The sequence below is a fragment of the Streptomyces sp. NPDC050535 genome, from assembly GCF_044457665.1.
GTDB lineage: Bacteria > Actinomycetota > Actinomycetes > Streptomycetales > Streptomycetaceae > Streptomyces.
Window position 1 is genome coordinate 12,297 of record NZ_JBITHE010000009.1, and the last position, 20,523, is coordinate 32,819.

The following is a 20,523-nucleotide window of genomic DNA, read 5'->3' on the forward strand; positions in this document are numbered from 1 at the left end:
GGCTCCCTCGTTCGCCACACTTCCCGTCCCTCGCTCGGGTCACCCGGCGCGCCGTAGTCGACGGCGGTTCATAGCGTGGGCTCATGAGCCACTCACCGCGATTCCGCACGGTAGCCAGCTGCACCACGCTGCTGGTCGTCCTTGGCGCGGGCATCACCGCCTGCGGCTCCGACGGCCACCCGCTCTCGGCCGCGCCGTACGACGCGGCGGGGCAGATCTCCTTCAACACGCCGACGGGCGAGAACCGCAGGGCCGACCCCGACAAGCCCCTGGAGATCACCGCCGACGGTGACGAGGGGCGCATCACCGACGTGACGGCCACGGACGCCTCGGGCCGGTACGTCGCGGGCGAACTCTCCGCCGACGGCGGACGCTGGCACAGCACCTCACCGCTGGCCGCGGGCGCCCGCTACACCGTGCGGGTGAGCACGGAGGACGAGGACGGCGCCCCCGGCCGCAAGGTCGTCGCCTTCGACACGAGCACGCCCAGGACGAAGAAGCGGCTGAACGTGACCTTCGGGCCCAAGGCGGGCAAGTACGGCGTCGGCCAGCCCGTCACGGCCGAACTGAGCGCCCCCGTCAAGGACAAGGCCGCCCGCGCGGTCGTCGAGCGCGCCCTCAAGGTCGACTCGAAGCCCGCTGTGGAGGGCGCCTGGCACTGGGTGGACGACAAGACGCTGCACTACCGCCCGAAGGAGTACTGGCCCACGCACGCCACCGTGCAGGCGCACAGCAACATCGGCGGCATCAAGGTCGCGGAACGCCTGTGGGGCGGCGAGGCGAAGCCCCTGAAACTCACCATCGGCGACCGTCTGGTCGCCGTCACGGACGCCTCAGCGCACTCCATGACGGTCTACCGCAACGACGAGGCGATCAACGAGATCCCCGTCACCACCGGCAAGCCCGGCTTCGAGACCCGAAACGGCGTCAAGGTCGTGCTGGGCAAGGAGTACTTCGTACGGATGCGCGGTACCAGCATCGGTATCGCCGAGGGCACCTCGGACTCCTACGACCTGCCCGTGTACTACGCGACGAGGGTCACCTGGAGCGGCGAGTACGTGCACGCCGCGCCCTGGTCGACCGGCTCCCAGGGGTCCGCCAACGTCAGCCACGGCTGCACCGGGATGAGCACGGACAACGCCGCGTGGTTCTACGAGACCGTCCGCGAGGGCGACATCGTGAAGGTCATCAACTCGTACGGCGAGGACATGGACCCGTTCGGCAACGGATTCGGGGACTGGAACGTCAGCTGGAAGAAGTGGCGCAACGGCAGCGCCCTGGTCGACGGGGCCCCCGACGGCCCGAGCCGGGCGGACCGGGCGCGCCTGCGTCCCGAGTCGGCGTGAGACCCGCGTCACGTCAGGGGCGCGGGGAGCGGCGCGGCCGGCCTCGGAGCGCCCGCGGTCGCGGGGCCGTGCGGCCGGCCGGGCTGTCAGGTGCCCGCGAGGGCCTTACGACGCAGCAGGGAGGCCAGTGTGGCGGCGAACTCCACCGGATCGACCGGCAAGGTCACCGCGGCCTCCGCACGGCTCCAGGTGGCCAGCCAGGCGTCCTGGGGGCGTCCCATCAGCACCAGGACGGGCGGGCAGTTGAAGACCTCGTCCTTGATCTGGCGGCAGACACCCATTCCGCCCATCGGCACGGCCTCGCCGTCCAGCACGCAGACGTCGATGCCGCCCTTGTCCAGCTCGGTCAGGACGGCGGCGGGTGTCGCGCACTCGACGAACTCGACCAGGGGGACGTCGGCTGCCGGCCGGCGGCCTGTCGCGAGCCGCACCTGCTCCCGGGTGTTGGAGTCGTCGCTGTAGACCAGCACCGTGGCGGTCGGCTGCATTCTTCCTCCGAGACGTCGGTGTCATCGAGACGGGACGGACAGGGTCCGCTGCGCGGATGTTACTCCTCCGGACACCTCGTCAACACCGGTTCGGACAGGCCTTCGATGGGCCATTCGGGCTGGACACACCCCATCAACACTCCGAACGGGACCCCCCGGGGTGAGGGCGGGATAAGCGACCGACATAATGTCGGTCGTGGCGACAGCAACGACAGTAGAAACCGGGCACGCGCACCCGTCGGTCAATCGGCCGAACCTCACCAGCGTCGGAACCATCATCTGGCTGAGTTCCGAGCTGATGTTCTTCGCGGCCCTCTTCGCGATGTACTTCACCCTGCGATCGGTGACCGGGCCGGATCACTGGAAGGAAATGGCCGAGTCGCTGAACATCCCGTTCTCAGCGACGAACACCACGATCCTGGTGCTCTCCTCACTCACCTGCCAGCTCGGCGTCTTCGCCGCCGAGCGCGGTGACGTGAAGAAGCTCCGGATGTGGTTCATCGTCACCTTCGTCATGGGTGCGATCTTCATCGGCGGTCAGATCTTCGAGTACACCGAGCTGGTCAAGAAGGACGGGCTCTCGCTCTCCTCCGACCCGTACGGCTCGGTGTTCTACCTGACCACCGGCTTCCACGGCCTGCACGTGACGGGAGGTCTGATCGCCTTCCTGTTCGTCCTCGGCCGCACCTACGCGGCCAGGAAGTTCACCCATGAGCAGGCAACCGCAGCCATCGTCGTGTCCTACTACTGGCACTTCGTCGATGTCGTCTGGATCGGCCTTTTTGCCACGATCTACCTGATCAAGTAATCGGGCCCACCGCCCGAAACATCCAGAAGCACCGACTCAGAAGATCCTGACACCGGGGTAATCCGTGAAAAAGCTCTCCGCACGACGACGCCATCCGCTGGCGGCGGTCGTCGTCCTACTCCTCGCGCTGGCGGCCACCGGGGGGCTCTACGCCGCGTTCGCACCCGCGAGCCAGGCGCAGGCCGACGAAACCGCCCAGTCCCTTGCCATCGACGAGGGCAAGAAGCTCTACGCCGTGGGCTGCGCAAGCTGCCACGGAACCGGCGGTCAGGGCAGCTCCGACGGTCCGAGCCTGGTGGGCGTGGGCGCAGCCGCCGTCGACTTCCAGGTCGGCACCGGCCGTATGCCGGCCCAGCAGCCGGGCGCGCAGATCCCGAAGAAGAAGAACATCTACTCCCAGGCCGAGATCGACCAGCTCGCGGCGTACATCGCCTCGCTGGGCGCCGGTCCCTCCGTGCCGACCAAGAACCAGGTCAGCCCCGAGGGCGCGGACATCGCCAAGGGTGGCGAACTCTTCCGTACCAACTGCGCGCAGTGCCACAACTTCACCGGCAAGGGCGGTGCGCTGTCCGAGGGCAAGTTCGCGCCGGACCTGGAAGGTGTTTCCCCGAAGCACATCTACGAGGCCATGCAGACCGGCCCGCAGAACATGCCGTCCTTCCCCGACACGATCATGTCGGAGCAGAACAAGAAGGACGTCATCGCGTACCTCCACGCGGTCAACGGCGACGACACCGTGGAGCCGGGCGGCCTCAGCCTGGGCGGCCTCGGGCCGGTCAGCGAGGGCCTGTTCGCCTGGATCTTCGGACTCGGCGCCCTGATCGGTGTCGCCGTCTGGGTCGCCGCTCGGACCGCAAAGGCCAAGAACTGATGAGTAGCCAAGACACTCCAGAAGAGAACCTGCCCGCAGAGCGGGCCACCGACGACCATGGACACGGTGCCGTGTCGGTGGCGAACGAGCAGGACCCGTTCGCCGACCCGGGGCTGCCGCCCCACGAGCACCGCGTCCAGGACATCGACGAGCAGGCCGCCAAGCGCTCCGAGCGCGTGGTCGCCTTCCTGTTCACGCTGTCGATGGCCGCCACGGTCGGTTTCATCGCCTCGTATGTGGCGATCCCGGCCGACCGGGCCGTCTACATCTTCCCGATCGGGCACACCAGCGCGCTGAACTTCGCGCTGGGTGTCACGCTCGGCATCGCGCTGTTCTCCATCGGCGCGGGCGCGGTCCACTGGGCCCGCACCCTGATGTCCGACGTGGAGATCGCCGACGAGCGTCACGCGATCGAGGCGCCGCCCGAGGTCAAGGCCAAGGTCATGGCCGACTTCAAGCAGGGCGCCAAGGAGTCCGCGCTCGGCCGGCGCAAGCTGATCCGCAACACGATGTTCGGCGCGCTGGCCCTGGTCCCGCTCTCCGGTGTCGTGCTGCTGCGCGACCTCGGTCCGCTGCCGGGCACGAGCCTTCGCCACACGATGTGGCGCAAGGGTCTGCAACTCGTCAACATGAACACGAACGAGCCGCTGCGTCCCTCGGACGTCGTCGTCGGCTCGCTCACCTTCGCCAAGCCCGAGGGCCTGGAGGAGCACGACGAGGACTTCCAGGTCCAGATCGCCAAGGCCGCCCTGATGATCGTCCGCATCCAGCCGGACAACATCAAGGACAAGCGGGAACTCGAGTGGTCGCACGAGGGCATCGTGGCCTACTCGAAGATCTGCACCCACGTCGGCTGTCCGATCTCCCTGTACGAGCAGCAGACGCACCACGTCCTCTGCCCGTGCCACCAGTCCACCTTCGACCTCGCCGACGGGGCCCGAGTGATCTTCGGCCCGGCGGGTCACGCCCTGCCTCAGCTGCGCATCGGTGTGAACGCTGAGGGCTACCTCGAGGCGCTCGGCGACTTCGACGAGCCCGTCGGTCCTGCTTTCTGGGAGCGCGGATGAGTACTGCTGCTGCGAACACCTCCGACCCGGTCGACGCGAACTCGCGGAAGAAGGCACCCGCGGGCGAGCGGGTCGCCGACTGGGCCGACGGCCGGCTGGGCATCTACGGCCTGGCCAAGACCAACATGCGCAAGATCTTCCCGGACCACTGGTCCTTCATGCTGGGCGAGGTCTGCCTCTACAGCTTCATCATCATCATCCTCACGGGTGTGTACCTGACGCTGTTCTTCCACCCGTCGATGAACGAGGTGGAATACCACGGCAGCTACATCCCGCTGCAGGGCCAGCTGATGTCCGAGGCCTTCAACTCGACCATGCACATCTCCTTCGATGTGCGCGGTGGCCTGCTGATCCGGCAGATCCACCACTGGGCCGCGCTGATCTTCCTCGCGGGCATGTTCGTGCACATGATGCGCGTGTTCTTCACGGGTGCGTTCCGCAAGCCCCGCGAGGTCAACTGGCTCTTCGGTTTCCTGCTGTTCGTCCTGGGCATGTTCACCGGCTTCACCGGCTACTCGCTCCCTGACGACCTGCTCTCCGGAACCGGTGTCCGCTTCATGGAGGGCGCGATCCTGTCCGTGCCGATCGTGGGCACGTACCTCTCGTTCTTCCTCTTCGGCGGCGAGTTCCCGGGCGGCGACTTCGTGGCCCGCTTCTACTCGATCCACATCCTGCTGCTGCCGGGCATCATGCTCGGCCTGGTGGTCGGCCACCTGATCCTGGTCTTCTACCACAAGCACACGCAGTTCGCGGGCCCCGGAAAGACGAACAAGAACGTCGTCGGAATGCCGCTCCTTCCGGTCTACACCGCGAAGGCCGGCGGCTTCTTCTTCCTGGTCTTCGGTGTCATCACGATCATCGCGGGCATCGCCTCGATCAACCCGATCTGGACGATGGGCCCCTACCGGCCTGACCAGGTGTCCACCGGCGCCCAGCCCGACTGGTACATGGGCTTCTCCGAGGGCCTGATCCGTGTCATGCCGGGCTGGGAGATCAACCTGTGGGGTCACACGCTCGTCCTGGGTGTGTTCGTCCCGCTGATCATCTTCCCGCTGGTCCTGGTCGCGATCGCGGTCTACCCGTTCATCGAGTCCTGGGTCACCGGCGACAAGCGCGAGCACCACATCCTGGACCGCCCGCGCAACGTCCCGACCCGTACGGCCTTCGGTGTCGCGTGGATCACCTGGTACATGGTCCTGCTCATCGGTGGTGGAAACGACCTCTGGGCCACGCACTTCCACCTGTCGATCAACACGATCACCTGGTTCGTACGGATCGCGTTCTTCGTGGCGCCGGTTCTCGCGTTCATCGCCACCAAGCGGATCTGCCTCGGCCTTCAGCGCCGGGACCGGGACAAGGTGCTGCACGGCCGCGAGTCGGGCATCATCAAGCGCCTGCCGCACGGTGAGTTCATCGAGATCCACGAGCCGCTCAGCCAGGAGTCGCTGCACACGCTCACCGCGCACGAGCAGTACAAGCCGGCCGAGATCGGTCCGCCGGTCGACGAGAACGGTGTCGAGCGCAAGGTGAAGGGTGCGCAGAAGCTGCGCGCCAAGCTCAGCAAGGGCTACTACGGGGAGGACAACCAGATCCCCAAGCCCACCGTCGAGGAGTACAAGGAGATCACGAGCGGCCACGGCCACCACTGATCACCCGCACGATCCTCGCTGATCGCCACGGCTCGAGCCCCGTCCATTGCATGGACGGGGCTCTTTGCCGTCTCCCGGGCTGGATAGGGTGGACTCACCCCTACGTGCCCGGGGTGAGTCCACCCGCGCACCTCTCTGAGAACCCAGGAGCGACCATGAGCGCTGTGAACCCCGCTGGAGGCGACACCGCGGCGGACCGTTCCTGGCCCAGGTTGCTGAACGGCCTGCTCGACGGCCGTGACCTGAGTGCGGACGACACCGCCTGGGCGATGAACCTGATGATGCGCGGTGAGGCGACCGACGCGCAGATCGCCGGGTTCGCGGTGGCGCTGCGGGCCAAGGGAGAGACCGTCGAGGAGATCACCGGGCTCGTACGGATGATGTACGAGCACGCCAACGTGATCGAGGTGCCCGGGCGGACCGTCGACATCGTCGGTACGGGCGGCGACGGGGCCAAGACCGTCAACATCTCCACCATGTCGGCGATCGTCATCGCCGGGACGGGCGCGAAGGTCGTCAAGCACGGCAATCGGGCGGCTTCCTCCGCCTCCGGCGCGTCCGACGTCCTCCAGAAGCTCGGGGTCAATCTGGAGCTGACGACGAAACGGGTGGCCGAGGTGGCCGAGGAGGCCGGGATCACCTTCTGCTTCGCGGTGAAGTTCCACCCGGCGCTGCGTCATGTGGGCGCCGCGCGCGGGCAGTTGGGCATCCGGACGGTCTTCAACGCGCTCGGTCCGTTGACGAATCCCGCCCGGGTCAAAGCGCAGGCGGTCGGGGTCGCCGACCCCCGCATGGCGCCGATCGTCGCGGGCGTCTTCGCCGAGCGGGGCAACTCCTCGCTGGTCTTCCGCGGCGACGACGGCCTCGACGAGCTGACGATCACCTCCACCTCCCGGGTGTGGGTCGTACGGGACGGAAAGGTCACGGAGGAGTCCTTCGACCCCCGGGACGCCGGTATCGACCTGGCCCCGATCGAGGCGCTGCGGGGCGCGGACTCCGCGTACAACGCGGACGTGGCCCGGCGGCTCCTCGACGGTGAGACGGGGCCCGTACGGGACGCCGTGCTGCTGAACTCGGCGGCGGCCCTGGTGGCCCTCTCGCCGGGCGAGGGACCGCTCGCCGAGCAGATCCGCGCCGGGATGGCGAAGGCCGCGGAGGCCATCGACTCGGGGGCGGCCAAGCGGTCGCTCGAGCGATGGGTGGCGGCGACCAACGCGTAGCGCGGGGCCGTTGGTGTGAAGAGGAGGGGCCGGGCCGACCAGGTCCGGCCCCGTTCGTGTTCCGGGATCCGGACACGGGTTGCGCCGTCGCGATGACGTCGCGTAGGTTTTTCGGCAGGTCATGAGTGACAGTCATGAGGCCCCGGCCGACTGTCCGGCAACCCTCCGTCCGTGGCGGGGTGCCCCGGGTGAAGACCAGGCCGTAGGCAGCGAGGTCTGCGGCAAGCGCGGACCCCTCGCACTCTTCTGAGTGGTTTACAGCCCAGGGGTCCTGGTGTTCGAGGGAGCCTTCTGTGAGCAAGCGAATGCGATAGGGCGTAGAGCCCCTTTTCCGCGTACCCCTTTCGCCTTTTCCCGCGCTGAGCCCCGCCCTGGTTGCGGACCGGTCTCGCGCGCCGCCCCCGCGTCTCACAGGAGTTCGCCATGTCTGTCTCCACCGTTGCCACCGGCCAGGCCGTTTGTTCCCCTCTGTCCGTTCTGGGAGGGGATGTCGCCGTCCCGCTCGTCACCGGTGGCGAGGTCACCTACGCCGCTCTCGACTATGCCGCCAGCGCCCCGGCCCTCCAGCGGGTCTGGGACGACGTGGCGGCGTACGCCCCGTACTACGGGAGCGTGCACCGTGGCGCCGGGTACCTGTCCCAGCTCTCCACCGACCTCTTCGAGAACTCCCGCGAGACCGTCGCCGAGTTCCTGGACTGCCGGGACGACGACCAGGTCGTGTTCACCCGGTCGACCACCGACTCGCTCAACCTGCTGGCCGCCGCCCTTCCGGCCGACTGCCAGGTCTTCGTCTTCGAGACCGAGCACCACGCCTCGCTGCTGCCCTGGCGGGACGCGCGGGTGACGTACCTGAACGCCCCCCGTACGCCTGACGAGGCCGTCGCGACGCTGGAGCGGGCGCTCGCCGAGCGCGACCCCCGCGGCCCGGCCCTCGTCTGCGTGACGGGCGCCTCGAACGTCACCGGCGAGCTGTGGCCGGTGCGAGAGCTGGCCGCCGCCGCGCACGCGCACGGTGCGCGCATCGTTCTCGACGCCGCGCAGCTCGTCCCGCACCAGCCGGTGTCGGTGCGCGACCTCGACGTCGACTGGGTGGCCTTCTCCGGGCACAAGCTGTACGCCCCCTTCGGCTCCGGTGTCCTCGCGGGCCGCTCCGACTGGCTCCGCACGGCCGAGCCGTACCTGGCCGGCGGGGGAGCGAGCCGTAAGGTCACCCGGCGGGTGGACGGCGGCGTGGACGTGGAGTGGCACGACAGCGCCGCCCGGCACGAGGCCGGCTCGCCGAACGTGATCGGTGTCTACTCCATCGCCTCGGCCTGCAAGGCCCTCACCGACGAGGGCTTCGACAAGCTCGTCGCCCGCGAACGGCACCTGATCCACACGGTTCGCGCGGGTCTCGCCGAGGTCCCGGAGGTCCGGGTCCTCTCCCTCTTCGGCGACGACGCCCCGCGGGTCGGCGTCATCTCCTTCGTCGTCGAGGGCTGGAACAGCTCGCACTTCGCGGCCGCGCTCTCCGCCGAGTACGGCATCGGGGTGCGCGACGGCCTGTTCTGCGCCCACCCGCTGGTGCGCACCCTGCTCGGCAGCGACCCGGAGACCCAGGGGGAGTGCGGCGCCCCCGAGGCCGCGCCCGGCGAGAAGTCCCTCAACGCCATCCGGGTCAGCTTCGGCGCGGGTACGCCGGACGAGCACGTCGAGCGGTTCGTGGGCGCGGTGAAGGAGCTCGTCCGGGACGGTGCGCAGTGGAACTACCGTACGGAGGGCGGGCGTTGCGTCCCCGCCGTGTGACGGCCCGACCGCACGGCCGTGACCGGGGCGTGGCCCGCCCGTGACCGGGCGCGGCCGTCAGCCGTCCAGGCCGATCGCGAACGCCGCCTCCAGGTCGTGCTGGGAGTAGGTGCGGAAGGCGACGTGCGTGTCCGTGCCCTCGACGCCCGGGATCTTGCTGATGCTGCCGGGGATGACGTCCGCCAGGTCGTCGTGGGCCTTCACCCGGACCATCGCGATCAGGTCGTAGGTGCCGGTGACCGAGAAGACCTCGCTGACGCTTTCCAGGGCGGCGATCGACTCCGCGATCTCGGGGATCCGGTCCACGCTGGTCTTGATGAGAACGATCGCGGTGATCACGGCTGGTTTTCTCCCTCGGGGGCCGCTGCTGGGGCTTTCACTCTAGTCGTCCGGCCGAAACGCACCCACGCGTAGGCGAAGCCGAGGGAGAAGCCCACCAGGTGGGCCAGATAGGCGACCCCGGGACCCGCGGCGACCCGGCTCGCCGCCAGCCACTGGAGAGTCACCCAGAAGGGCAGTACCACCCAGGCCGGGAAGCGCAGCGGCAGGAAGAAGAGGAACGGGAAGAGACTGGTCACCCGGGCCTTGGGGAACAGGTACAGGAACGCCCCGAGCACCGCGGAGATCGCCCCGGAGGCGCCGACCAGGGCCTGCCCGGACTCCGCGTTCGCGACCGCGTAGCCCAGCAGGGCGAGACAGCCGCAGCCCAGATAGAAGAGGGCGAACTCCACATGGCCCATCCGTTCCTCGGTCATCGTCCCGAAGACGTAGAAGAACAGCATGTTGCCGAGCAGGTGGAGCCAGCCGCCGTGCACGAACTGTGCCGTGGCGGGGGTGAGCGCCGCGCGCGGGTCCCCGGTGAGGAGCTCGGAGGGCACCACGCCCCAGCGCCGGAAATAGGCCCGCTGGGCGGCCAGCAGCTCGTCCCCGGTGCCGTACGCCGGATTGAGGCCGGACGCCGGGCCGATGACGAAGATCAGACAGGTCACGACGATCAGTCCGTACGTCACCGGTGCCGACCGACTCCGCACGGCTCTGCCGACCGTCGTACTCCAGTTGCCGATCATGGTGCAGAGCATGGCGTAATCGGACGGATGCACACAGACCGCCTCGCCGTAGTGGACGGCCGAGCGTCGAGTACCCGCCAGGCCTTAGGGTTACGAGCCATACGCGCCGGGTCGACCGGCGAGGTACGGACACCCGAAGGAAAGCGACGCCACATGACGGTTCCCCTCCCGACCGCCGAGACCCGGTGGCGCTGCACGCTCTGCGGCAACCTCACGCGTTTCGACGTCACCCGTTCGTCGAAGGTCGTCGAGTACGTGCACCTCGACCTGGCCGGGGAGCCCAAGGTCGAGGAGCGCGAGGTGGTCAGTGAGACCATCGAGTCGGTGCGCTGTCGCTGGTGCAACGCGTTGGATCAGGTGGAACTCGTGGACAGGCCGGGTGCCGGCTCCTGAGGGAGCGGGCCCGCACGGATATTGGGGTGACGGATGGTGGAGACCAGCGGGGAGCCGGACGACGGCACCGCCGAGGTGCTCGACCGCCCGCTGCCCGACGGTGTGCGCCGACGCGTGGTGCAGATCGTCTCAGACGGGTTCGGCGGCCTCACCATCGGTGAACTGCCCACGCAGTTGCGGCAGTTCGCGCGCTTCGCACCCAACAGGCGGGCCAAGTTCGCCGGCAACGCGATGGCGGCGGCGCTGGAGACGGACCCCATCTTCAGGCAGCGCATCGCCGAGAAACTGAGAGAGGCGCAGCCGGAACTGACCGGCGCTCTCGACTCGGGCGCGCCGCCCCCGGCCGCGGATCCGCTGGATGTGGCGGCCGCGGCCTATGTGCTGCGGCCCACCGGCTGGGTGAAACTCGTGGCCGCGGCGGGCGAGGAGGCCCTGCGGGCGGACGCCGAGCGTGCCGACGAGGAGAGCCGCGCCGAGCTGGAGCGGCTGCGGCAGGAGCTCGTGGAGGCCCGCGGCCAGACGAAGGCGGAGACCGAACGGCTGCGCACGGAGCTGGAGTCGGCCAAGAAGGAAGCCGAATCGCTTCACCGCAAACTGCGCGGGGCCTTCAGCGACGTCAAACGCGGCGAGGCGGCCGTGCGCAAGCTCCAGGCCGAGATGGACACCGCGCGGGCGGAGGGGCAGACCCAGGTGTCCGCCGCCGAGAGCGAGACCCGGCGCCTGAAGGCACGGCTCGGGGAGGCCGAGGCCGCCCTGGAGACGACGCGGAGAGCGGCGCGCGAGGGTCGCAGCGTCGAGGACATGCGCGTACGACTGCTGCTCGACACCGTGCTGGAAGCCACCCAGGGCCTGCGGCGTGAGCTCGCGCTGCCACCCGTGTCCGTGCGGCCGGCCGAGACGGTCGACGCCGTCGAACCGGGACGGATGACCCCGAAGGACATCGCGGCGCGCGCCCTGTCCGAGAACGACCCCGCGATCCTCGACCAGTTGCTCGCGCTGCCGCAGGCCCATCTGGTGGTCGACGGCTACAACGTCACCAAGACCGGCTATCCGCAGATGCCGTTGGAGAAGCAGCGGCTCAGGCTGCTCGGGCAGCTCTCGCAGCTCGCCGCGCAGACCGGGGCCGAGGTGACGTGTGTCTTCGACGGGGCCGAGCTGGCCGCGCCGGTGCTGCTCGCGCCGCCGCGCGGGGTGCGGGTGCTGTTCTCCAAGGCCGGTGTCACCGCGGACGAGTTGATCCGCAGGCTGGTGCGCGCCGAGCCGCCGGGACGGCCGGTCATCGTGGTCTCCACCGACCGTGAGGTGGCCGACGGGATCGCCAAGGCGGGTGCGCGGCCGGTGGCTTCGGTGGTGCTCCTCAAGCGCTTCTCGCACGGATAGCCGACTGGGCCGTACGTCCCATAGGTAGCCTACGCACCATGCGTAACGTCTGGGCCTGATGCCTGAATTGATCGGATCTTCACGCAACGTAGCGTCAAGTGCGCGTTACTGCTGGTGAGTTGTCGGCAAAGAAACGTTCGGTGACCGAGATTTTTCCTATCAGGATTTGAACTGATCACAAGAAGGTCACTAGGGTCAGGCCTCGAACCTCTGCTCGGGTGATCACTCATTGGGAGTGACGGTGGAGGGGGCCCCGCCCGTCGGAGTGATCGGCAGGCGGCTGGAGGAAGAAGGAGCTCGCCTTCGTGGCGTCCCACCGTCGACCCAAGCAGCCGAGCCGCACCCGTGTGACCGTGCTCACCACCGCCGCTGCCGCCGCTGTGGTTCTCAGCGCCAACGCCGCCAACGCCGCGCCGAGCGAGAAGCCGAACGTGGACGAGGTCAAGTCCAAGGTCGACAAGCTCTACGAGCAGGCGGAGCAGGCAACCGAGAAGTACAACGGGGCCAAGGAGAAGCAGGAGAAGCTCCAGAAGGAGATCGACACTCTCCAGGACAACGTGGCCCGCGGTCAGAGCGACCTCAACGACCTGCGTGACGGCCTCGGTTCGATGGCCACCGCCCAGTACCGCACCGGCGGCATCGACCCCTCCGTGCAGCTCTTCCTGTCGGCCGACCCGGACGATTACCTCGACAAGGCGTCCACGATGGACCAGCTGAGCAATCAGCAGGTCGAGACGCTCAAGAAGGTCCAGGAGAAGCAGCGCTCGCTCGCCCAGCAGCGCTCGGAAGCCTCCGAGAAGCTCGAGGACCTCGCGGACACCCGCACCGAGCTCGCGAAGAAGAAGACCGAGGTCCAGGGCAAGCTCGCCGACGCGCAGAAGCTCCTGAACAGCCTGACGGCCGCGGAGAAGGCGGCCCTCGACGCGAAGCAGGCGCAGGCCAGCACCACCGCCAAGACCGCCGCCACCAGCGGTTCCACGGCCCCCGCCTCCGGCCGTGCCGGCTCCGCGTACGGCGCCGCGCAGTCCGTGATCGGCTCGCCGTACGTCTACGGCGCCTCCGGCCCGTCCTCCTTCGACTGCTCGGGTCTGACCTCCTGGGCCTACGCCCAGGCCGGTGTGTCCATACCCCGGACCTCGCAGGCGCAGGCCAACGCCGGTACCCGGATCTACTCGCAGAGCGACCTCCAGGTCGGCGACCTGGTCATCTTCTACGGCGACATGCACCACGTCGGCTTCTACGCGGGCAACGGCCAGGTGCTGCACGCCCCGCGCTCCGGCACGGTCGTCCGCTACGAGTCGATCAACAACATGCCCTTCCAGTTCGGCGTCAGGATCTGACCCGAGCGCGCTGAGACGCCTCCCCCGGCCCCGGGCCGGGGGACCCCGTCCCGTTTCGCTCGCCGCGCCGCCCAAACGGGCGAATTGCGGTGGCTCCCGCTGACCCCGTGCCCCGTCGGTGACCTGCGTCTCCGGCGGGGTGTCACGTTGTGTGCCCGCCGGGGTCTTTGGCCAGTGCGTAGTCGCACGGCTACTGTCTGCCGCGTTTCCCCCAACTCCGGGGGACCGTCAGCGGAAGGGAGAGCGGCTACTCGTGGGGTCTCATCGCCGCCTTGTACCGTCCGGCCTCGACCGGGGCGCCGGTCTCGCCGTCTGCGTGATGTCCGCCGCCGCGGCGGCCCTCGGTGCCGTACCGGCCGCCGGAGCGCCACAGGACGACACCCGGGCCGAGGTGGACCGCCTGTACGAGCAGGCCGAGAAGGCCACCGAGTCCTACAACAAGGCCGACGAGCGCGCGGACTCGCTGCGCGAGGAGGTCCGCGTGGCCCAGGACGAGATCGCCCGGCAGCAGGAGCGGGTCAACACGATGCGGGACGCGCTCGGTTCGCTCGCCGGGGCCCAGTACCGCTCGGGCGGCATCGACCCGTCCCTCGCGCTGCTGTTCTCCGACGACCCGGACGACTACCTCGACAAGGCCGCCGTGCTCGACCGGATCAACACCCGGCAGGCCGGCGAGCTCAAGGACCTCCGGTCCGCCATGCGCGACCTCTCCCAGCACCGCGAGGAGGCCGCCGCCGATCTCGCCGAGCTGGAGAGGAGCCGCGCGGCCGTCGCCCGGCACAAGCGCACCGTCGAACGGAAGCTGACCCGGGCCCGGCAACTGCTCGACGCGCTGCCGGACTCCGAGCGCGACGCCTACGACCGGGCCTCCCGTTCCGGACGCGCCGACCTGCCCGGCCCCGGGAGCGCCGCCCCCGCCTCGGGGCGCGCCGCGGCCGCCGTCGCCGCCGCCCGCTCCGCGCTCGGCCGCCCGTACGTGTGGGGCTCCAACGGGCCCGGCGGCTTCGACTGTTCGGGCCTGATGCAGTGGTCGTACGGGCAGGCCGGCGTCGGGCTGCCGCGCACCTCGCAGGCACAGCGGTACGCCGGGCAGCAGGTGTCGCTCTCCCAGGCGCAGCCCGGCGACCTGATCGCCTACCGCGACGACGCCAGCCACATCGGGATGTACGTGGGCAACGGGCAGGTGATCCACGCGCCCTACCCGGGCGCACCCGTCCGCTACGACCCCGTGGGCATGATGCCGGTCTCCTCGGTCACCAGGGTCTGACCCGGCGCGAAGTCCCCGTACGATCGGGAACGTGGCTGGTCGAAGGCGCGCGTCGGGGGCGGGGCTCTGCCTGGTGCTGCTGCTCGCCGTGCTGGTCGGCTGCGGCGGCGGCACGGCCTCGGACCCCGCGGCGGCCGAGGTGCGGCGGGTCCTCGACCTGCGGGCGGCGGCCGTCCTGGACCGGGACGAGCCGGCGTACCGGGCGACCGGGCGGCCGGGCACCCCCGTCACCGGGTTCCGGAACCTCAGCGCCGTCCCGCTGGCCGCCTGGTCGTACCGCGTCACCGGCTTCGACCGCTCCGGCGACCGGGCCACCGCCGACGCCGAGCTGAGCTACCGCGTCGAGGGCTACGACAGGGCACCCGTGACGGCCGCCCGCACCCTGGACCTGACCCGTGCCGACGGCAGGTGGTACGTCGCCTCCGACAAGCCCGCCGAGGGCGCGAGTGAGCAGTTGTGGGAGCAGGGGGCCGTGACGGTCGTACGGGGCGCGCACAGCCTCGTGATGGGGGTCGGGCAGCCGGGCGAGGGTCTGCGGGCGTACGCGGAGCTCGCGGACCGTGCCGTGCCCGCCGTGTCGCAGGCGTGGGGCACCGACTGGTCGGGGCATGTCGTGGTGCTCGTACCGAAGTCGCTGGAGGGCATGGCGGGGCTGCTGGGCGCTCCGGCGTCCGGGTACCAGGGCATCGCGGCGGTCACCACCGGCGAGTCGGGGGCCGGCGCGAAGGCGCCCGCGGACCGGATCATCGTGAACCCCGACGCGTACGGCGTCCTCGGCGACTTCGGCAGACAGGTCGTGCTCACCCACGAGACCACGCACGTCGCCACCCGCGCCCACACCGCCGCCGCCACCCCGCTGTGGCTCTCCGAGGGCTACGCGGACTGGGTCGGCTACCTCGGCAGCGGGCGCACCGCCGCGCAGGTCGCCCCGGAGCTGGAGCGCGCCGTGGTGGACGGGCATCTCCCGGCCGCGCTGCCGGACGACGCGGACTTCGGGTTCTCCGGGGACGCGGCGCGGCTGGCGCAGGCGTACGAGGGCGGCTGGCTGGCCTGCCGGATGATCGCCGGCCGCTGGGGAGAGGACAGCCTCGACGACTTCTACCGGGCCGTGGGCGGGCACGACAGGCGGGCGGGAGCGGTCGAGGACGCGCTGCGGGACGTGCTGGGCACGACGCCGGAGAAGTTCACGGAGCAGTGGCGTGAGTACCTGCGGGCACAGCTCGGCTGAGGCGGACGGGGGCCGGCCCGGCCATGGCCGGAGGGTGTCCGGCGGGCCGGGTCAGGAGGAGGGCAGGCTCTCCTTGGCGCGGGACGTCCGGGCGGGGAGCGCCGCGGCGGGCCGCGGCACCGTGTCGCGCCACAGGGCCACGGCGGCGGTGACGGTGGCGAGAACCAGCAGGCCGTTGCGGACGAACATGAGGGTGACGCCGAGAGCGTCGCTGACCACGACGTGCGAGAACCAGATCGGGAACTCCAGGACCGTCACGAACGAGGCGATCAGCACCAGGCCGGCCGGCAGGGCCATCCGGCTGGCGTGGAAGCACATGCAGACCGCCGCGAGCCCGACCAGCCACACCATGTACTGCGGGCTGATCACCCGGCTGGTGGTCGTGAACATCAGCACCGCCACGAACGCCGCGTCGGCGAGCGTGTGCGACCGGAACCGCCTGGCGCGCAGCCGCCACAGCAGCAGCCAGCCGAGACACATCGCGCTGAGCACCAGCGCCAGTCCGCTCACCAGGTCGACGCCCTCGCCCACGAACTCCACGGAACCGTAGTTGAGCAGCACCTGACCGTCCCAGCCGAACTGCTGGGCCACATGGAAGACGAGGGAGCCGAGCGACTCCACCTCGGTGCCGCGGTCGCGCTGGAAGGTCAGGAAGGCGAAGGCGCCGGGCATCGACACCGCGAACAGCACCGCGATCCCCGCCGCGGAGACCGCCGCCGCGGCCCACGCGCGGCGTTTCACGGCCCCGACGAGCAGCAGCACCGGCCACACCTTCAGCATCGCCCCGAAGCCGACCAGCGCCCCCATGACCCGCGGATGGCGTGCCCCGGCGAGCAGCGCCGCCACCGCGACGGCCGTCACCATGATGTCGTAGCGCGCGTACACGGTCGGCCCGAGCAGCGGTACGCCCACCACCCACACCCAGGCGCCGCGCAGCGACCTGCCGGCGCGCAGGCCCGCGTACTGGAGGAGCCCGAACACCACGAAGTCGGCGATCACGGCCAGGACGAAGAAGGCCGACGTGTAGCCGAGGGAGGGCAGCAGGGCGGGGAAGAGGATCGGCAGGGCGGCGGCCGGCGGGTACTGCCAGGTCACGTCGTCCAGCGGGAAGGTGCCGGTGCGCAGGACCTCGTACCAGCCCTGGTAGATCACGGAGACGTCGGTGGTGACGTCCGGGCCCGGGAAGATGAGGAGCTTGATGACGAAGAGCAGCAGTACCAGCCTGGTCAGGCCCCAGATTCCCGTCAACGCGTACGGAGCCATCGCCCCCCTTGCGCCCGTCATTCGCACCTGGCCCTCGTTCGTCCGGATCTCGCGTGCTCTGGAGATGTTCCGCGGATGTGTTTTGGCGGGGTCATGATGGCGCGCGGTGCTGTGCGGGAGCCATCAAGCGCGGCCGTGCGGAGCTGTGAGTATAGGTTCGATAGTGTCGAACACGATGCACAAGACCCTGATCGTGACGAACGACTTCCCGCCCAGGCCGGGCGGCATCCAGGCCTTCCTGCACAACATGGCGCTGCGGCTGGACCCCGAACAGCTCGTCGTCTACGCCTCCACCTGGAAGCGCGGTCAGGAGGGCGCGGAGGCCACGGCCGCCTTCGACGCGGAGCAGCCCTTTCCCGTCGTACGGGACCGCACGACGATGCTGCTGCCCACCCCGGCCGCCACGCGCCGCGCCGCCCGGCTGCTGCGGGAACACGGGTGTACGTCGGTGTGGTTCGGGGCGGCGGCGCCGCTCGGCCTGATGGCGCCCGCGCTGCGGTCGGCGGGCGCGCGGCGGCTGGTGGCGACCACCCACGGGCACGAGGCCGGCTGGGCCCAACTGCCCGCCGCGCGCGGTCTGTTGCGCCGGATCGGCGAGTCCACGGACACCATCACGTATCTCGGCGAGTACACGCGCTCCAGGATCGCCGGTGTGCTGACCCCGGAGGCGGCCGGGCGGATGGTCCAACTGCCGCCCGGCGTCGACGAGAAGACCTTCCACCCGGGCTCCGGAGGCGCCGAGGTCCGCGCCCGGCTCGGGCTCACCGACCGTCCGGTCGTCGTCTGCGTCTCGCGGCTCGTCCCGCGCAAGGGGCAGGACACGCTCGTCCTGGCGATGCCGCGCATCCTGGCCGCGGAGCCGGAGGCGGTGCTGCTGATCGTCGGCGGCGGGCCCTACGAGAAGCAGCTGCGGGCGCTCGCGCGGGAGACCGGGGTCGCCGGCTCCGTCCGCTTCACCGGAGCGGTGCCCTGGTCGGAGCTGCCCGCGCACTACGGCGCCGGGGACGTCTTCGCGATGCCCTGCCGTACGCGGCGCGGCGGTCTCGACGTGGAAGGGCTCGGCATCGTCTACCTGGAGGCGTCCGCCACCGGGCTGCCGGTTGTCGCCGGCGACTCCGGGGGTGCGCCGGACGCGGTGCTGGACGGTGAGACGGGGTGGGTCGTTCGCGGCGGTTCGCCCGAGGAGGCGGCCGAGCGGATCGTCACCCTGCTCGGCGACTCCGAGCTGCGGCGGCGGATGGGGGAGCGGGGGCGCGCGTGGGTCGAGGAGAAGTGGCGCTGGGATCTGCTGGCGGGGCGGTTGCGGGAGCTGCTGTAGCGCCTGCGGGTTGTCCTGGGCCGGCCGCGCAGTTCCCCGCGCCCCTTCAGGGGCGCGGGGAACTGCGCGAGCAACCACGGACGGCCGGTGGGTCGTGACCAAACCTCCGCCCCTACGGCGGGAGTTCGTTGCTGGGGCGTCAGCCCTGGTAGATCGCTTCGATCTCGTCGGCGTAGTCCTTGGCGACCACGTTCCGCTTGAGCTTCAGAGACGGAGTGAGATGGCCCGACTCCTCGGTGAACTGCGAGCCGAGGATCCGGAACCTCCGTACCGACTCCGCCTTCGACACCGCCGCGTTGCCGTCGTCGATCGCGCCCTGGACCGCGGCCAGCAGATCCACGTCGTCGCGCAGCGACACCGCGGTGGAGCCGGCCGGCTTGCCGTGCTCGGCGGCCCAGCGGCCCAGGAACTCGTCGTCGATGGTGACCAGCGCGCCGACGAACGGGCGCCCGTCGCCGACCACCATGCACTCCGCGACCAGCGCGTGCGCGCGGATGCGGTCCTCGATCACGGCCGGGGCGACGTTCTTGCCGCCCGCGGTGACGATGATCTCCTTCTTGCGGCCGGTGATCCGGAGGTAGCCGTCCTCGTCGAGGGTGCCGATGTCACCGGTGTGGAACCAGCCGTCGGCGAGCGCCTCGGCGGTCGCGGCCTCGTTGTTCCAGTACTCCTTGAACAGGTGCTCGCCGTGCAGCAGCACCTCGCCGTCGTCCGCGATCCGCACGACCGACCCGGGCAGCGGCTGGCCGACCGTGCCGATCTTCTGGCGGTCCCACGGGTTGAAGGCGGTCGCCGCGCAGGACTCGGTCAGGCCGTAGCCCTCCAGGACCGTGAAGCCGATACCGCGGAAGAAGTGCCCGAGGCGCTCACCGAGCGGGGCCCCGCCGGAGATCGCGAACTCGCCCTTGCCGCCGAGCACCGCCCGCAGCTTGCTGTAGACGAGCTTGTCGAAGGTCCGGTGCTTGACCTTCAGGCCGAGGGACGGCCCCGAGGGGGTGTCCAGCGCGCGGCTGTACGCGATCGCCGTGTCCGCCGCCTTGTCGAAGATCCTGCCCTTGCCGTCCGCCTGCGCCTTGGCACGCGCCGAGTTGTAGACCTTCTCGAAGACGCGCGGCACACCGAGGATCAGCGTCGGCCGGAAGGAGGCCAGCTCGTCGGTGAGGTTCTTGATGTCGGGCACCAGGCCGAGCTTGATCGGAGCCATCATCGGCGCGACCTGGACCAGCCGCCCGAAGACGTGCGCGAGAGGCAGGAAGAGGAGCACCGAGCACTCGCCCGTACGGAACAGGGGGCGCAGCCGTTCCACGATGTTGCCGCACTCCGCGAAGAAGCTGCGGTGCGTGAGGACGCATCCCTTGGGGCGGCCGGTCGTCCCGCTCGTGTAGACGATGGTCGCCGCGTCGTCCGCCTTGGCGCGCGAGCCGCGTTCCTCGACCGTCTCGTCGGTGACGTCCTTGCCGGCGCGGCCCAGCTCCTCGATGCCGCCGCCCTCGATCTGCCACACCGTCCTCAGCGCGGGCAGCCGGTCGCGCAGCGACTTCACGACGGCCGCGTGCGCGTCCAGCTCGACGACGCAGGCGGTCGCGCCCGAGTCGCTGAGGATCCACTGCACCTGCTCCGCCGAGCTGGTCTCGTACACCGGCACGGTGACCGCGCCCGCGCTCCAGATCGCGAAGTCGAGCAGCGTCCACTCGTAGCGGGTACGGGACATCAGGGCGACCCGGTCGCCGGGCTCCACGCCCGAGGCGATCAGACCCTTGGCCGCGGCCCGCACCTCGGCGAGGAAGACGGTGGCGGTGACATCCGTCCACGCGCCGCCGACCTTGCGGGCGATGACGGCGACGTCCGGATGCTGCGCGGCGTTTCTCCGGACGATGTCGGTCAGATTTCCGTCCGCGGGGACCTCGTACAAAGCCGGAAGGCTGAACTCGCGCAAGACTGCTGCTCCTCATAGGGCGCCGACGCCACGACTCTGTGTGATGCGACGATGCGGTCCAAGACTCGGGCAGGCACCCAGGGAGATCATTGTTGAA

At 70.1% G+C, this 20,523-nt stretch carries 18 protein-coding genes and 1 riboswitch; of the genes, 13 read left to right on the forward strand and 5 right to left on the reverse strand.

Annotated elements, in window-relative coordinates; genetic code table 11:
* The first annotated feature begins 83 nt into the window (after positions 1-83).
* Positions 84-1,346 (forward strand): Ig-like domain-containing protein, encoded by a 1,263-nt coding sequence (locus ACIBLC_RS20910; protein WP_399212534.1) that lies wholly within the window; start codon positions 84-86, stop codon positions 1,344-1,346.
* 86 nt (positions 1,347-1,432) lie between these two features.
* Here the strand turns inward: ACIBLC_RS20910 and ACIBLC_RS20915 are convergent, their stop codons facing one another.
* Complete coding sequence (locus ACIBLC_RS20915) at positions 1,433-1,834, reverse strand: hypothetical protein (RefSeq protein WP_399212536.1); 402 nt, start codon at positions 1,832-1,834, stop codon at positions 1,433-1,435.
* A 187-nt stretch (positions 1,835-2,021) separates the two neighbouring features.
* Between ACIBLC_RS20915 and ACIBLC_RS20920 the strand changes: the two genes are divergently transcribed.
* The 6 genes from ACIBLC_RS20920 (at position 2,022) to ACIBLC_RS20945 (ending at position 9,234) form a co-directional block, all read left to right on the forward strand.
* Positions 2,022-2,642, forward strand: coding sequence for a heme-copper oxidase subunit III (locus ACIBLC_RS20920; RefSeq protein WP_399212538.1), 621 nt, complete (start codon positions 2,022-2,024; stop codon positions 2,640-2,642).
* A gap of 64 nt (positions 2,643-2,706) precedes the next feature.
* Entirely contained in the window at positions 2,707-3,513 is an 807-nt protein-coding gene (locus tag ACIBLC_RS20925) for a c-type cytochrome (RefSeq protein WP_399212539.1), read from the forward strand.
* Positions 3,513-4,580, forward strand: coding sequence for a Rieske 2Fe-2S domain-containing protein (locus tag ACIBLC_RS20930; RefSeq protein ID WP_399212540.1), 1,068 nt, complete (start codon positions 3,513-3,515; stop codon positions 4,578-4,580). The genes ACIBLC_RS20925 and ACIBLC_RS20930 overlap by 1 nt, the downstream gene beginning before the upstream one ends.
* The gene (locus ACIBLC_RS20935) at positions 4,577-6,229 is read left to right on the forward strand and encodes a cytochrome bc complex cytochrome b subunit (protein WP_399212541.1); all 1,653 of its coding nucleotides are present in this window, start codon (positions 4,577-4,579) and stop codon (positions 6,227-6,229) included. The genes ACIBLC_RS20930 and ACIBLC_RS20935 overlap by 4 nt, the downstream gene beginning before the upstream one ends.
* 155 nt (positions 6,230-6,384) lie before the next feature.
* The gene (gene trpD, locus ACIBLC_RS20940) at positions 6,385-7,449 is read left to right on the forward strand and encodes an anthranilate phosphoribosyltransferase (protein ID WP_399212542.1); all 1,065 of its coding nucleotides are present in this window, start codon (positions 6,385-6,387) and stop codon (positions 7,447-7,449) included.
* A gap of 117 nt (positions 7,450-7,566) precedes the next feature.
* A riboswitch (SAM riboswitch) is annotated at positions 7,567-7,683 on the forward strand.
* A 189-nt stretch (positions 7,684-7,872) separates the two neighbouring features.
* Positions 7,873-9,234, forward strand: a complete 1,362-nt coding sequence (locus tag ACIBLC_RS20945) for an aminotransferase class V-fold PLP-dependent enzyme (RefSeq protein WP_399212544.1) — start codon at positions 7,873-7,875, stop codon at positions 9,232-9,234.
* A 57-nt stretch (positions 9,235-9,291) separates the two neighbouring features.
* On the opposite strand, the gene ACIBLC_RS20950 is transcribed toward ACIBLC_RS20945, so the two are convergent.
* Positions 9,292-9,573, reverse strand: coding sequence for an Lrp/AsnC family transcriptional regulator (locus tag ACIBLC_RS20950; RefSeq protein WP_383683564.1), 282 nt, complete (start codon positions 9,571-9,573; stop codon positions 9,292-9,294).
* Complete coding sequence (locus tag ACIBLC_RS20955) at positions 9,570-10,301, reverse strand: rhomboid family intramembrane serine protease (protein WP_399212840.1); 732 nt, start codon at positions 10,299-10,301, stop codon at positions 9,570-9,572. The genes ACIBLC_RS20950 and ACIBLC_RS20955 overlap by 4 nt, the downstream gene beginning before the upstream one ends.
* A gap of 153 nt (positions 10,302-10,454) precedes the next feature.
* On the opposite strand from ACIBLC_RS20955, the gene ACIBLC_RS20960 reads away from it, so the two are divergent.
* The 5 genes from ACIBLC_RS20960 to ACIBLC_RS20980 all read left to right on the forward strand — a co-directional run bounded on the left by ACIBLC_RS20960 (position 10,455) and on the right by ACIBLC_RS20980 (position 15,909).
* Positions 10,455-10,694 (forward strand): hypothetical protein, encoded by a 240-nt coding sequence (locus ACIBLC_RS20960; RefSeq protein WP_266465096.1) that lies wholly within the window; start codon positions 10,455-10,457, stop codon positions 10,692-10,694.
* 33 nt (positions 10,695-10,727) lie between these two features.
* Entirely contained in the window at positions 10,728-12,074 is a 1,347-nt protein-coding gene (locus tag ACIBLC_RS20965) for an NYN domain-containing protein (protein WP_399212546.1), read from the forward strand.
* 305 nt (positions 12,075-12,379) lie between these two features.
* On the forward strand, positions 12,380-13,414 hold the full coding sequence (locus tag ACIBLC_RS20970; RefSeq protein ID WP_399212547.1) for an NlpC/P60 family protein: 1,035 nt from the start codon (positions 12,380-12,382) through the stop codon (positions 13,412-13,414).
* 253 nt (positions 13,415-13,667) lie between these two features.
* The gene (locus tag ACIBLC_RS20975; protein WP_399212549.1) at positions 13,668-14,681 is read left to right on the forward strand and encodes an NlpC/P60 family protein; all 1,014 of its coding nucleotides are present in this window, start codon (positions 13,668-13,670) and stop codon (positions 14,679-14,681) included.
* Between the two features lie 31 nt (positions 14,682-14,712).
* Positions 14,713-15,909 (forward strand): hypothetical protein, encoded by a 1,197-nt coding sequence (locus ACIBLC_RS20980; protein WP_399212550.1) that lies wholly within the window; start codon positions 14,713-14,715, stop codon positions 15,907-15,909.
* 51 nt (positions 15,910-15,960) lie between these two features.
* On the opposite strand, the gene ACIBLC_RS20985 is transcribed toward ACIBLC_RS20980, so the two are convergent.
* On the reverse strand, positions 15,961-17,199 hold the full coding sequence (locus ACIBLC_RS20985) for a glycosyltransferase 87 family protein (RefSeq protein WP_399212551.1): 1,239 nt from the start codon (positions 17,197-17,199) through the stop codon (positions 15,961-15,963).
* 148 nt (positions 17,200-17,347) lie between these two features.
* Here ACIBLC_RS20985 and ACIBLC_RS20990 point away from each other — a divergent pair, with 148 nt between their 5' ends.
* Positions 17,348-18,490 (forward strand): glycosyltransferase family 4 protein, encoded by a 1,143-nt coding sequence (locus ACIBLC_RS20990; RefSeq protein ID WP_399212552.1) that lies wholly within the window; start codon positions 17,348-17,350, stop codon positions 18,488-18,490.
* Between the two features lie 139 nt (positions 18,491-18,629).
* On the opposite strand, the gene ACIBLC_RS20995 is transcribed toward ACIBLC_RS20990, so the two are convergent.
* Entirely contained in the window at positions 18,630-20,426 is a 1,797-nt protein-coding gene (locus ACIBLC_RS20995) for an AMP-dependent synthetase/ligase (RefSeq protein WP_399212554.1), read from the reverse strand.
* Positions 20,427-20,523: the final 97 nt, after the last annotated feature.

Coding starts and splice junctions, on each gene's coding strand:
- ACIBLC_RS20915 (WP_399212536.1), bottom strand. CDS start 1,834: ATGCAGCCGACCGCCACGGTGCTGGTCTACAGCGACGACTCCAACACC.
- ACIBLC_RS20945 (WP_399212544.1), top strand. CDS start 7,873: ATGTCTGTCTCCACCGTTGCCACCGGCCAGGCCGTTTGTTCCCCTCTG.
- ACIBLC_RS20955 (WP_399212840.1), bottom strand. CDS start 10,301: ATGATCGGCAACTGGAGTACGACGGTCGGCAGAGCCGTGCGGAGTCGG.
- ACIBLC_RS20910 (WP_399212534.1), top strand. CDS start 84: ATGAGCCACTCACCGCGATTCCGCACGGTAGCCAGCTGCACCACGCTG.
- ACIBLC_RS20990 (WP_399212552.1), top strand. CDS start 17,348: ATGCACAAGACCCTGATCGTGACGAACGACTTCCCGCCCAGGCCGGGC.
- ACIBLC_RS20960 (WP_266465096.1), top strand. CDS start 10,455: ATGACGGTTCCCCTCCCGACCGCCGAGACCCGGTGGCGCTGCACGCTC.
- trpD (WP_399212542.1), top strand. CDS start 6,385: ATGAGCGCTGTGAACCCCGCTGGAGGCGACACCGCGGCGGACCGTTCC.
- ACIBLC_RS20930 (WP_399212540.1), top strand. CDS start 3,513: ATGAGTAGCCAAGACACTCCAGAAGAGAACCTGCCCGCAGAGCGGGCC.
- ACIBLC_RS20920 (WP_399212538.1), top strand. CDS start 2,022: ATGTCGGTCGTGGCGACAGCAACGACAGTAGAAACCGGGCACGCGCAC.
- ACIBLC_RS20965 (WP_399212546.1), top strand. CDS start 10,728: ATGGTGGAGACCAGCGGGGAGCCGGACGACGGCACCGCCGAGGTGCTC.
- ACIBLC_RS20935 (WP_399212541.1), top strand. CDS start 4,577: ATGAGTACTGCTGCTGCGAACACCTCCGACCCGGTCGACGCGAACTCG.